General features: G+C 52.4%; 7 protein-coding genes. 3 read left to right on the top strand and 4 right to left on the bottom strand.

Translation table 11 applies throughout. The features are described from left to right. Positions 1 to 130: 130 nt before the first annotated feature. From AC2215_RS21985 to AC2215_RS21975, 3 genes are all read right to left on the bottom strand, one after another. Positions 131 to 1,426, bottom strand: coding sequence for an NACHT domain-containing protein (locus tag AC2215_RS21985; protein ID WP_486812155.1), 1,296 nt, complete (start codon positions 1,424 to 1,426; stop codon positions 131 to 133). A 45-nt stretch (positions 1,427 to 1,471) separates the two neighbouring features. Continuing rightward, positions 1,472 to 1,951, bottom strand: a complete 480-nt coding sequence (locus AC2215_RS21980; RefSeq protein ID WP_486812154.1) for a hypothetical protein — start codon at positions 1,949 to 1,951, stop codon at positions 1,472 to 1,474. A gap of 374 nt (positions 1,952 to 2,325) precedes the next feature. Then, entirely contained in the window at positions 2,326 to 4,965 is a 2,640-nt protein-coding gene (locus AC2215_RS21975; protein ID WP_486812153.1) for a CHAT domain-containing protein, read from the bottom strand. A gap of 63 nt (positions 4,966 to 5,028) precedes the next feature. Between AC2215_RS21975 and AC2215_RS21970 the strand changes: the two genes are divergently transcribed. From AC2215_RS21970 to AC2215_RS21960, 3 genes are all read left to right on the top strand, one after another. Next, positions 5,029 to 9,687, top strand: a complete 4,659-nt coding sequence (locus tag AC2215_RS21970; RefSeq protein ID WP_486812152.1) for a two-partner secretion domain-containing protein — start codon at positions 5,029 to 5,031, stop codon at positions 9,685 to 9,687. 229 nt (positions 9,688 to 9,916) lie between these two features. Continuing rightward, positions 9,917 to 12,565: a CHAT domain-containing protein gene (locus AC2215_RS21965; RefSeq protein WP_486812151.1), complete on the top strand. Its 2,649-nt coding sequence runs from the start codon at positions 9,917 to 9,919 to the stop codon at positions 12,563 to 12,565. Positions 12,566 to 12,925: 360 nt separating this feature from the next. Beyond that, positions 12,926 to 13,945 (top strand): GGDEF domain-containing response regulator, encoded by a 1,020-nt coding sequence (locus tag AC2215_RS21960; RefSeq protein ID WP_486812150.1) that lies wholly within the window; start codon positions 12,926 to 12,928, stop codon positions 13,943 to 13,945. Between the two features lie 16 nt (positions 13,946 to 13,961). Here AC2215_RS21960 and AC2215_RS21955 read toward each other — a convergent pair whose 3' ends face one another. Next, complete coding sequence (locus AC2215_RS21955) at positions 13,962 to 14,144, bottom strand: hypothetical protein (protein ID WP_486812149.1); 183 nt, start codon at positions 14,142 to 14,144, stop codon at positions 13,962 to 13,964. Between the last annotated feature and the right edge of the window lie 44 nt (positions 14,145 to 14,188).

Here is a 14,188-nt window from a genome sequence, read left to right as displayed (position 1 = left end):
TGTGCGCAGTTCATAGAGGGTTCGTTCTTCTTCGGGTTTTAGCAATGCTCTTAATCGCGCACCCAATAGCATCTCCTCCGATTTTTGACTTCACTTTTACTTATCTTTACATACCTACACTTTTCCACGCCTACCTACTTATTGCGACAAAAGTCGATGCTTTTTCGATATTTCTTATTTTTTGATTATCAGGATTTAGACCCATAATTAGACCCATAATTAGACCCATAATGATACACAAAAAGAGACCCCAAAATAAACCCCAAGTTAGAGTGATAATTAGACCCATAATCAGACCCATAATCAGACCCACAATTAGACCCCAAAGGAGACCCCAAAGGAGACCCGAAATAATTTTTTGTTTCTTCTTTGGGAACCATGAAAACTGCATTTTCTCAATTAATAGCTCCGTCCCGATACTGGGGTCGCGCATCATCCCTTTGGCGATAAAAACCAAAGTTCTCCGCACGGCTTTGTGCTGGGGCAACGGCTTGGTTTTATAAGTCTGACTCAACCAACCTAAGTTCTTTTGATGCGGATCGAGAATCAACTCTCGACTCATCACCGCATCCCAATACATATCGAACAAATACTCAATTTTCCCTTCGCCCGTGTCCCGTTTTTGCCACGTCGCCAGGTCGAATTTTCCCTCAACTTGTACCAACCCAAACATGGATAAAAATAGCGGTTTTTCCAGCACCTCCCGCAACGCCGTATCTTCCCCCACCGTCTGCCATACATCTTGCAATCCGAACTGGGAAAAATACGCTTCAATCTGCGCCGCAGTTAAGGGTTGTAAATAAATCGCTCCCTGCAAACTCAGCTTCTGGCGAACGATGGTTTCAAACTCCTCTCGCCGACAGCAAACCAACACTCCATCGGGCCGTTTTTCGATATCCCCCGTCAACCAGAGATTGATTGCCTCAGCACATTTTTGCTGGAGTTCCGGGGCAACTTCATCCAACCCATCGAGCAGAGGTAGTAACGCATCACTTTGTAGCCACTTTTTTGCTAAATCCTGCCCCAGTCCGTACTTGTCCTTCAGTTCCGCCACCAGCCAGTCAAAAATTCTCACCTCTGGCTGTTTCCACGACGACAAACTCACCAATACCGGAATCGGCTGAGCATCGTCCGCCTTTGCCCCATCGAGCAATTCCCGCGCCAACTCCAGCATCGTCGTCGTTTTCCCCGACCCCGGTTCCCCTAAAATCAGCAACTGCCGCTGGGTTTCCTCGAAAACTTCCGAAATCCGCATTCCGGCAGGCAAAGGCTGTGGCGGTTTCTCCGGTGCATACCACACCGTCTCCCACGGTGGCGATACAGCACTATCTCGCCGTTCCATCCCCAGAGATAAGCCCACGGCTTTATGCAGCGACTGCCTCAAACGTCCGTCTACTTCTAACTCGACAGCTTGCAGCAGTTTCATTTGGGCGGTGCTTCTCTTGGACGGTGCCGATCCCGTCGTCTTCAGTCAATCCTGGGAAGTCGTACCGTAGGTGATATGAACGGTTCCGGTGTTGTCTTTCACGATCGGCGCTTTGTTATCGGTGAAGACATTTTTCTCGGCTTCTCCCACCACGTTCCAAACTTCGCCCCCCTGCATCCGATCGATATTGACCGTTTGTTGAATCTCTTGGGTCAGTTGCTGCACCTGCTGGGCGAAAGTTTTATCCTTGCGCATCGCCATATTCAGATAGTCGGCAACATCGCGCATCGCCTCTTCCGAACCTGTTTCGTCAACTTGCTTGAGGGCTTGTCTCGCTTCGGGATTCCCCCCCAGTTTCCGGAAGATCGCCTGACGCAACTGCCCGATTTTCTTCAAGCTCTCTTCGGTAAAATTCTCAGCAACCTTCCCGATAATCCCCTCGATAAACTTCTTCCCCGTATCCGAATTCGCCACGGCTTTCACCCCGGCATAGGCAAAGGCAACGATTGTTAACGGTTCTACCATCTTGCACTCTCTCCGGTATAAGGTATTCTCAAAAATCGATTTTTCCCGTCAACCAAAACCTAAATCCAACCGATATCCCTCGGTTCTATCCTCTATTTACACGGAACTTCATTTCTCTTTTCCGGAAGGTTTCGGCAGCTGCGCCCCAAGAACTCAGATCGTTTCCAATCGGTTTGAATATAGCTGTATTCAATTAAATTAGGATATCTTGCGATTTTGAGGGTTGTGTAACGCAAGCAAGATGCTCATAACGCGAGCAAGATACTCATAATACGAGCAAGATGCTCGCACTCACTGTCCGAACCCGACAGAATATGGCGATAAGGGGATGGGGAAGCCGGGAGAAAAGGGAATCATTCATCATTTTCCCCAGCTCACAGCCAATTCCCCACCAAAACGTAAGTTCCCCAAATATGAGGGGTGGTGTACCCGTATTCGCGCATCAATGCCAGTTGCGCCCGTTGCAAAGCCCGCGCTTTGGTAGCGCCATTTGCCAGTTCTGCGTAAAATCGAGCCATCAATTCCGTATTCGGGGCATCCCGCGCCGTCCACAGGGTCGAAACCACGCTTCTAGCCCCCGTACGGGCGGCAATTCCCGCTAAACCCAAGACGGCGCGATCGTCCCCTTTGGCAGTTTCGCAGGCGCTGAGTACCAACAGTTCCAGAGGTTGGTTGCCGCCGTCTCTCGTTTGAATCAGGGCGTTTAAATCGCGGGCTTGGATGCGTTCGTTGTAGGCGACAATGTAGGTTTCCTCGGGATCGGAACTGAAGACACCGTGGGTTTTCCAGTGGATGGCGGAAAAGCGATCGCGTGTGAGCTGTTGTTGGATGTTGGCGGTGGTGAACGCCTCATCTAATAGCGGTTCCCCGATATTCACCCGTTCGGCCACTCGATCGATTTCTTCAGCAATGCGATCGATCGGGGGAAAAACAATCTCGTCGATGGTTTGGGGGATGCCGATGCCGCCGGTATTCACCAGCAATTCTCCCCGCGATGGTTGGGGACGGAAGAGTTGGAGTCGCGGCGCAACAGCAATCCCGTAGCCTTTTTCGATTAAATACTCCTCGCCATCGTGGAGAACCGCCATCGGGATATTACGCAACACCCCATCGAGGACGAAAACGAGGGTTTCGATTTGGGCGTCCTGTTGCAGCAACGGTTCGAGGGGGGCAACCAGCCAAGTGTAGGCTTTCTGCCCGGATTCGAGGACTTCCGGGGTGTTGGCGGCAACGGTTAAATTCCGTCGCAAGGCGCGCAACGTGGCGGTCACTTCGCCACTGGAAACGGCGGTTTCTCGATAGTCTAAGGGCTGTCCCGGACGCTGTAGAATCAGGGCGAGGCGATCGTCTAGGAGGATGGGGTAGATAATTGCTGCATGGGGATCTTCAATTTGTTCGAGTTCTCCCAAGGCTTGCAAGCGGCAACTGAGAAAGTCTTCGAGTTCGGCGAGTTGGAGGGCATCCACGCTGCGAATGGCTTGCTGCAAGTTTTCCTCACTCGGCGGCAATCCGTTTTCTCCCTTCAGCAACAAACTGACAAACTCCCGATATAGGGGTTCGACCCGATCGCGAAAGGAAAACTGCACCTCGGGATCGACGCTGAGTAAATTCCGGCGCACGGATTGGAGGGTGGTGGTGGCAGTTTGATAGGCAGCGATCGCCTCTAGGGGTTTTCCCTGTTGGGTTGCAATCCGTCCCAGTTGCCATTCCCACCGGTAGCGAATATCCTCAGCTTGGATTTCGTCGGCTTTGAGGAGGGCTTGCTGGGTGAGGGTTTTTGCCTCTTCTGGCTGTCCCATCAGTTCGTACAGCCACCCCAACTGTCCGACGGCGTAGGCTTCAACGCGGGCATCGCGCAACTCTCTGGCTCGATCGACTGCGGCGATCGCCACTTGGGCAATATCGTCCACTGTCGGTGCATCTACATTCGATTCTACCGCCCGATCGCAGACTAAACTCGCCCGAGATGAGAGTTCCGGATGCAGGCAAGTCAAACTTTGAGCAAAATTCAGTTGCGCTTCGACGCTGCTGCGACTGGGAGGTAATTGAGCGATTTCCGTCCCGAGAGTCCGCCACAGTGGGGATGCTTCTGAAATTTCCCCCATCTCCACCAGCAAACTGAGGCGATTGAGTTGTGCTTGGAGTTGTCCGTCCGCTTGTTGGTAAAGTTCCAGGGCAGCGGCGATGTGGGTTTGGGCGGTATCGGTTTTACCCAGTGCCATTGCCCGAGAAGCCAAGGCGCGTTCGGTATTGCCCAACTCCAATCGACCCAGATTGAGGGTTTGGGGTTCCTCGGCAAGTTGCAAGCTTTGGGTCAAAATTTCTCGGGAGGATGCCAAATCTCCCACCTGTCGCAACGCACTGCCCAAATTCCGCAAGCCGATCGCTTTCAAATCCGAGTCGGGACGTTCCTGGAAACTTTGCTCGATCTGTTGCAACAAGTCGGCGGCTTGGCGGCTCAATCCCAGGGCTTGCATGGCTTTCGATTGATTGATTTGGGCGATCTCCGCCCCATTTGGATTTCCCGCTTCGACATAATACCGGGCTGCGGACTGCCAACGCGATCGCGCTGCTTCTAAATCCCCCCGCATCCAGTACCATCGTCCGTGGGTATTGAGGGCTTTTGCCAACACCTCAGCCCGATCGCCCTCCGTTGCATCCATCCCCTGCAACCGACTCAAACTGGTTTCGATCGCATTTCGGGCTTCTTCCCACCGTCCTAACTGCTGGTACGCCAGGGACAGATTGCTTAATGCCAGCGCCTCTCCCAACCCATCACCCGCATTGGCAAACGCTGCCGCAGACTGCTGCCACGCCGTCGCCGCCTCAAAAAACTGACCCCCACCGTAGCGATCGATTCCCTGTTCGAGTAAGGGGTAGGGACGTGCGGACTGGAGGATATCGGAATTTGGGGCGATCGATTCCGTTGCCAATGTCGGCAATCCCAGGGCGAGGGTTAATCCTAATAACCCACACCATAAAAGTTGATACAACTGACGGACAGCAATTGTCATATGATTTACCCCACTGCAGATTCATGTGAGTCCATTCAGAAAACTGACAGTTTAGGAGAGATCGTGACATATTTAGGGGTGAACGGAAAATCGATCGCGCTTTTGGGATGGTGGGTTCCGGCATTGGCGATCGCAGTAGGGAGTGGGATTGGTGAGAATCGGGCGATCGCGCAGCTCATTCCCGATGATACGTTAGGGAGTGAAAGTTCGATCGTCACGCCGTTGGATGCATTGCGCGATCGCATTGATGGCGGCGCAATTCGCGGGGGAAACCTCTTCCACAGCTTTCAAGAATTCAATATCGATGTGGGACGAGAGGCATTTTTTGACAATCCGGTCGCGATCGAAAATATCCTCACTCGTGTCACCGGCGGCAATCCCTCTGAGATTTTCGGGACGTTAGGCATACTTGGTGATGCCAACCTATTTTTAGTCAATCCCAGCGGCATCGTATTCGGACCCGAGGCGCAGTTAGATGTGGGCGGTTCGTTCTTTGCCAGTAACGCTGGGGGGATTCTGTTTCGAGATGGCTACGAGTTTAGTGCCACTAATCCCGATGCACCGCCATTATTGACGGTGAACGTTCCTATCGGGTTGCAGTTTGGGGCGAATCCGGGGGGAATTGTTAACCAATCTCAATTCACACAAACCATCGATGGCGAGGAATCCATTATCGGTTTGCAAGTGCCTTTGGGTGAAACCCTGGGACTCGTTGGCGGGGAGATTGCGCTACAAGGCGGAAATTTGACCGCCCAAAGCGGACGAGTGGAGTTAGGGAGTGTTGGGGGCAATAGTACCGTTAGCCTTACTCCCATGGCATCGGGTTTTGCCCTGGGATATGAAGGGGTGGAGAACTTTCAGAATATTAACCTGTCTCAACAGGCTCGAGTGGATACCCGTGGCGAGAGTGGTGGCGATGTCCAAGTTCGGGCGAATCGATTAAGTCTGCACGATGGAAGTGCAATCTTGGCGGAAACCCAAGGTGCCGGTCGAGGAGGAACGCTCAGCGTCAATGCAACCGAATCTGTCGAACTCAGCGGCACATTTCCCGATGTATCGTTGGTGACTGCTTTGTCTGTAAGAACTGATGGGTCGGGTGATGCTGGGGAAGTAGACATTAATACGGGACAGTTGACCATCCTCGATGGAGCCAATATATCAATTGAAACTCGTGGTGAAGGTCAAGGGGGAGTGCTGAGCGTCAATGCGACGGAATCTGTCGAACTCAGCGGCACAGTGACAAATCCTGAGAATGGAACGGCGATAAGTGCGTTGTCTGCAAGAACTTTGGGATCGGGAGATGGCGGAGACATCAATATCAATACGGGGCAGTTGCGAGTTCTCGATGGAGCCGGGATATTTCTGGAATCCCTGAATCCGGAAGCAGGCGGACGTGCTGGAAGGTTCAATGTCAATGCGACTGATTCCGTTGAACTGAGTGGGATAGCCACAACACCCGATCGCATTTTTAGAAGCGGCGTATTTGCCAGCACTTTGGGAATGGGAGATGGGGGAGAAGTTCACATCGACACCGGGCAGTTAACCATTCGAGATGGAGCCACCATCTTGCTCGAATCACTACTGGATGAAGGAGTCGGTGGACGTGGCGGCACGCTAACGGTTGATGCGGGTGAATCCGTTGAAATTATTGGAAGTGATGTGTCCGTCAGTACGGTGGGAATCGGGGATGCGGGAGAAGTTCACATCAACACCGGTCAATTACTGCTTCAGGATGGGGCCAACATCTTCCTGGATTCCTTTAATCAAGAAGCTGGTGGACGCGCGGGAACGTTAACTATCAATGCCGCCGAATCCGTTGAACTCAGCGGTACAAATTTTGATGGCACCTCCGGAAGTCGAGTGTCTGCTAACACATCTGGAATGGGAAATGCAGGAGAAATCAATATTGACACGGGACAGTTGAGCGTTCGAGATGGAGGCGTTATCTTTATTTCCACTGTTAGTGCAGCTCAAGGGGGAATATTAAACGTCAATGCGACAGAGTCCGTCGAACTTATCGGAACGACTCCTGATGGGAGTTTTAGAAGTGGCTTAGTGGGTTTTACCTCTGGGTCGGGGGATGGAGGAATCATTAATGTTACCACTGGAGAGTTAACAATCCAGGATGGAGCTTATATCAGTTTGGCATCCCTGAATGAAGAAGAAGGGGGAAGCAGTGGAGCGCTAACGGTCAATGCGAAAGAGTCCGTCGAACTCATTGGTACAACTCCTGATGGAAGCTTGGGCAGTGGGGTTTTTGCTCTTATTTCTGGCATCGGAGATGGAAGAACTCTCGACATCAACACAGGACGATTGATTGTTCGGGATGGCGCGACGATAACGCTCACGAGCGACGGTGAAGGAGGAGGTGGGAATCTGACGGTGAATGCCAGTGAGTCCGTCGAAGTTCTTGGGACTGCTACCGTCCCGACTGTCCTTGAAGACGAATCAGGCACGATCTCGGCAAGGCTGAACAGTACTTTAACCTCCCTTACATCTGGAACCGGAGATGGGGGAACCATCGACATTAACACTGGGCGATTGATTGTCCGAGATGGGGCTAATATTTCTGTTACAACTAGTGGCGAGGGAGGAGGGGGTACGCTGAGAGTTAATGCTTCTGAATCCGTCGAACTCATCGGCGTAGAAGCACAACCGCGTGAGGTCACAACTTTTCAGCCAGGAGCTGAACCCATCGTTTTCACGCAAACTCTTTCAAGTAACCTAACGACTGCGACAGGTGGAGTCGGAGATGGTGGGGAGATCGTGATTAACACCAGGCGATTGCGGCTTCAAGATGGAGCTGATATCTCTCTGAATTCCCTGAATGAGGGGGCAGGCGGACGCGGTGGAAGACTGACGGTAAATGCTACCGAATCCGTCGAACTCACAGGCACAACGCCCGATGGAACGGCAGGAAGTGATATTTTTGCGAATACGAGTGGGTTGGGAGATGCGGGAGATATCACGATTAACACCGGACGGTTGTTGCTCCAAAATGGTGCCCAGATACTCTTGAATTCCGTAAATCAGGAAGCCGGAGGACGCAGTGGAACGCTGAGAGTTAATGCAACAGAGTCCGTCGAACTTATCGGCACAACTGCCGTTCCTCAAACCATAGAAACTCAGTTGAATGAAACTGAATTATTCCAGAGTACTGCAACATTTCCGAGCGGTTTCAATGTTGCTACTTTTGGTGAAGGAGATGCAGGAGAAATCGTAATTAACACGGGGCGGTTGGATGTCAGGGATGGAGCAAATATATTTGCTAACACGAACGGCTCGGGAAAAGGTGGTAGGCTAACGGTCAATGCAACGGAGTCCGTTGAAGTTGTTGGCGCGGCTGCAATTCCCGATGAAATAACGATCGTCCGAGAAACGGAATCGGGACAGAGCGTTTTTACGAACATTCAAACGAGTTTCAGCGGTCTGCTTGTCGGCACTTCAGGATCTGGCAATGGTGGACAAATCGATATTTTTACTAGAAGGTTGAGCGTTCGCGATGGGGCGATCGTATCATTACAGACGCAAGGGGACGGTCAGGGGGGAACGTTGACTGTTAATGCGACTGAGTCCGTCGAACTCAGCGGTAATTTTGAAGATGATGCGAGTTTCTTGATTGTTTCTACCTTTGGAGGAGGAAATGGCGGAGAAATTATCATTTCCACAGAGCAATTGAAACTTCGTGATGGAGGAGTTATTGTGGCGAGCTCATTTGGTTCGGGTTCCGCAGGCACAGTAACAGTCAACGCCACTGAGTCTGTAGAACTGATTGGCTTAACTCCCGATGGATTGCCTAGCAGTTTATTGGCCTTAACCCGCAGTCGGGGTAATGGCGGTAATGTTACCGTTGAAACTGGAGAGTTGCGCGTTGCCGATGAAGCAGAGATATCTGTAAGCAGTCGCGTACTGACCCTCGAAGAGCTAGCATCTTTTGACTTGGAAGGCGCGGAGATTGCCGAACCTTTGGGAAATCCCGGTAGTATTCACATTACAGCCGACGACGTACGCCTAGAAAATGGCGGTTTGCTCGATGCACTCTCCTCTACCGGACAGGGGGGCAACATCGACATTCGCGCCCGAGATATCCGCCTGCGCCAAGGTCTGATTACCGCCTCCGGACGCGGCAGCGACCCTACCCTAGACGGCAACATCGCCATCGGTGCCGAAACCCTCGTCCTCCTCGACAATAGCCAAATTATCACCAGTTCCACCGACCCCCAAGGAGGCAGTAACATCCGCTTCAGTCCCATTGATGGGGAAAATGGCTCGTTGGTTTTACTTCAATCTCCCGACAGCCTCATCAACGCCGAAGGAGAACTCGTCATTGAAGGGGAACTCGATCCCGACCCCGCAGAAATTCCCGATCTCGATACTATCGATGCCGCCAGCCTGCTGGGAACCGATTTTTGCTCCCAACGACGGGAGAGCGAATTTATCTACACCGGACGGGGAGGGATTCCACCCCAACCCAGCGACCCCGCCAGTCCCACCACCGTCTGGCAAGATTGGAGCCTCACCGAAATCCCGGAAACTCCGACTACGGCGACAACTCCAGTGGAAACGAGACTTCAGGGCGATCGCCTCGTAGAAGCCCAAGGGTGGTATGTCAACGAAAGCGGTCAGGTGGTGCTGACAGCCAATCCCATCACGACAACCCCCCATCAATCGGGACGAGTGCCGATCGAATGTCGATCGCTCCTCCCCCATCGCGAACCCTGAATCTAACCTGAAGCGATCGCGTTGGGTCAAAAACGAATTTCCTCTGGATTCATCGCGATCGAATCCAACCGAGTACAATACACCCAGAATCTTTGAGTAGAACGCTCAAGGAAAGATTTTAGCCTGGGCGGTAGAACGAATTGCCGAAGCTGAAGCTGGTTTGCCTGAATGGGTAGGGGAAGCAGGGGAGGCAGGACGCACCGCACGTGGGAAACTATCCGGATTTGATATGAACCGCATTTTTCGCTACTTCATACTAGTCATTTTAGGACTATCGATCGCCCTGGCAATCCCTGCCTTCTCTGCACCGCCAGCCCCGGTTTCGGCCGTCGAACCCGCGACCCTCATCCAACAGGGACGGGAGAACTACCAAGCCGGACGATTTGTCGATGCCGCGTCACTATTGCAACAAGCTGCGGCAGCTTACGAACGGCAGGGGAAACCCCTGAATCGATCGCTTGCATCGAACTATCTGAGTTTGGCATACCAGGAACTGGGGCAGTGGGAGGATGCAGAACGGGCGATCGCCACCAGCCTCTCCCTACTACCGGAAACCGATCGCGACGACACCACCACCCAACTGCGCGCCCAGGTTCTGGGAACCCAGGGACAGTTGCAATTAGCCCTAGGACGGGGGGAAGCAGCCCTGGAAACCTGGCTCGAAGCCCAAACCCTGTACGATCGCCTCGAATATGCCTCGGGCCGCCTCGGGACTCAAATCAACCAAGCTCAAGCCCTGGAATCCTTGGGGTTGTACCGTCGTTCTTGTGAAATCGTGTTGCGAGGCTTCGGGATTGAGGAGTTAACCTGCGCCGAAATCGCAGACGAACCGACGCTCGATCGAGTTCTAGCCGCCTTCGAGAACCAGCCGGAGTCTTTACAAGGGGCGGGTTTGCGAATTCTAGGTAATACGTTTCGCCTGACGGGGAAACTCACCCAATCTCAACGAGTCCTCGATAAGAGTTTGGCATTGGCAAAAACCCCTCAAACCCGAAGTGCCGTCTATCTAAGTTTGGGGAATACGGCGCGGGCTGCGGGAGATCGCCTACAAGAAAGAGTCGATCGCGATTATACAACTGCACCCTGGCGCTGCGATCGCCCCACCCAGAATCCGGAAGCCGTCGCCGATTACCAACAAGCCGCAGCCTCGCCATCGCCAATCGTCCGATTGCAAGCCGCCCTAAATCTCCGGGAAATCCAACCCGATGGAACTTCCGCACTGGATATCGAGGCGCAACTGTCGCAATTGGCTGCGAGTCGAGCGAGTATCTTCGCACGGGTGAAGTATGCAAAACAGCTTGCGTGTGGAGATTCTGTGGGGGAAGCAATACCCCAACTCGATCGCGCCATTGCTGATGCGGAGTCGATCGCCGATGCGATCGCCCAATCCTACGGGGCGGGAACCCTCGGGCAAATCTACGAATCCCAACAAGACTGGGGCAAAGCCGAACGCTCGACCCAAAAAGCCCTCCAACTCGCGCAAGCCCTCAACGCCGGGGAAATTGCCTATCAGTGGCAGTGGCAGTTGGGGCGCGTTCTCAAGCAACAGCAAGCCGATCCAAAAGATGCTGGGGCGATCTCGGCCTACTCGGAAGCGGTGAAAACCCTTGCCACCCTGCGCCGGGATTTAGTGGCCCTCAACCCAGATATTCAGTACAACTTTCGCGATGAAGTCGAACCAGTTTACCGCCAATTTGTGGAGTTACTCTTCGAGCATCCGAGCCAGAAAAATTTAGAATCAGCCCGGTTAGCGATCGAGGATTTACAACTGGCGGAACTCGATAACTTTTTCCGGGAAGCGTGCTTGCAAGGGGAACCCAAAAAGATCGATGAAATCGATCCAACTGCCGCTGTTTTTTATTCCATTGTTTTGAAAGATAAGCTTCACATTATCCTCGGTTCGCCGGAAGAACCGCTATTTAACTATAAAACTGATTTACCCGAAAACTTCAAAAACACCGTTCGAGAACTACAAGACAACATCGAGTATCGACATAATACTGACGGGCATTTAGTCTACGCCCAACAAATTTATCAATGGCTCTTTCCCCCGGAAGCTGAAGCCAAACTCGCCGAACTTGCAACGACGCGATCGCTTCAAACTTTGGTATTCGTCTTAGATGGCGTATTGCGCAGCGTCCCCATTGCCGCCCTCCACGACGGTCAGCAATATTTAATCGAAAAAGACTACGCCGTCGCCTTTGCTCCCGGTTTGCAACTACTCGACCCCAAACCCTTTCAACAAGTGACGCAGCGAGCCGTTTTAGCTGGGATTAGCGAAAAGGCTCCCAGTTATTCCACAGTAGATCCGGGAACTTGGAGAACCCTGAGATATGTTGGCACCGAACTCAATCAATTAGCAAGTTCTATCGAACGCGATCGGGTTTTGAGAAACGCTCGCTTTACCCGCGAAAAACTACAAACCGAACTCAATTTAGAAGCCTCGGAAATCGTTCACCTGGCCACCCACGGACAATTCGGATCGACTCTCGATGAAACCTTTATTTTAGATTGGCTCGATCGCCTCGATATTTCCCAACTCAACCGTCTTCTACAAAACCAAGACGAACGCAAAAAAGCCGCGATCGAACTATTAGTTTTAAGTGCCTGCCAAACCGCTACGGGAGACGATCGGGCCGCCTTGGGATTAGCTGGGGTTGCCGTCCGTTCTGGGGCGCGCAGTACCTTGGCAACTCTGTGGGTGGTGGATGATGCCTCCACCGCAGAATTTATGGGTCGGTTTTACGTCCGGTTGCTGGAAAATCGGGAAACCAAATCCGAAGCCCTGCGCCAGGTACAGCAGTCTTTTTTGGCAGAAGAAACCTATCGCAATCCCCGCTTGTGGGCCCCGTTTGTGTTGGTGGGAAATTGGCTGTAGGCTATTTTATGTAACGTCGATTTTGCCCTCAAGCAAAATTGAGACGGTTTCAAGGAAAAAATCCAGTTTTCGTCCATTTTTCGGGAACGAAAAAGTATGGGTTTGAACCAATTCAAAACTGACGTTGTGTCGGACGATCGATCCGAACCAGAGAGTTCTCGATCGCCTTTGGATGTCAGTGTTTTTTTTCGGGTTGGGCGTTCGGGGTGACATAGATCTAGGTTGGGTTCGATCTTGCCATCGGAACCCCTGTCTAAAATTGGGGTGCATCGTAGCTTTGATGGGTTGGACGTTTTGCAGCGCTATCCAACCCCAAACACTAACAATCTTGACGAAAAAATTTTATTGCGATCCCATTGGATGGAACCGACAAAAGTTGTTTTGGTGGTAGACGATCGACCCACCAACGTTGAAATTTTATCCACCTTGCTTGAAGCTCAGGGATACCGCGTCTGTCAGGCACTCAGCGGGCACATGGCATTAACCGCTGCCCGCACCGTCGAACCCGATGCCATCTTACTCGACGTGCATATGCCAGATATGGATGGTTACGAAGTCTGTTCCGTCCTCAAAGCCAGCGATCGAACCGCCCACATTCCCATTATTTTCCTCGGCCGGGTGAAAGATGGGGCGGAAATTGTTCGGGCTTTTGCGACGGGGGGTGCAGATTACCTCCGCCAACCCCTGCGATTGGTTGAAGTAGTGGCGCGCATCGAAAATCACTTGAGCGTTCGACGGTGGCAGCATCAGTTGCAAACCCAAGCCCAACAACTCCAATCCCAAAATCTGCAACTACAACAGGCGATCGCCGAGGCTTTGCAAGCAGAAGTGAACCTGACGCAAATCAACCAGCACTTAGAAAATCTTGCCTGTTTCGACAGTTTAACCCAAGTGTCTAATCGTCGTTGCTTCGACGAACGCCTTGAGAAAGAGTGGCGGCGATGCGCGCGAGAAAAAGTCCCTTTGGTATTGCTGCTGATCGATATCGACTACTTCAAGCTCTACAACGATACCTACGGTCATCCCGCTGGAGATCTCTGTTTGACACAGGTCTCAACGGCTCTGCGTCGCAGCGTCAAGCGTCCGGGGGATGTCGTGGCCCGTTACGGTGGAGAAGAGTTTGCCGTTCTCCTGCCCAATACCACTTTAGACGGGGGCATTTGCGTGGCGCACCGCATTCAGGAGGAAATCCGCAAATTAGCGATCGTCCACTCCGGTTCCCCGATCGGTCGATCTCTAACCCTCAGTATCGGAGCAAGCAGCCAAATTCCCAGCCCCAAGGGACTTCCGAGCACCCTCATCGATGATGCCGATCGCGCCCTCTACGCAGCCAAAGCCCAAGGTCGCGATCGAGTTCGATCGAGTTTGGATAATTCGTGACAATTAAGGTTTCCGCTCAGGGTGGGGTGTGGGGTGTGGGGACACTTTTGATTTTATGGATATTTTTTAACGTCAGTTTTGCTACCGTGACGTCGACGGGATGCCGACTCTGGGTGAGATTCGGGCGGTTGGCAAGCCTCTTGATGAGCGAAGCGATCGCACTGGCTACATCTGGTTGCTGGGGAGCAAAGTACTTCATCCCGATTCCCGATTCCCCATTCCCCATTCCCCGCCCTCAGCGGA

The sequence above is a fragment of the Zarconia sp. genome, assembly GCF_057467645.1.
This window is presented reverse-complemented; position numbering and strand designations above follow the sequence as displayed.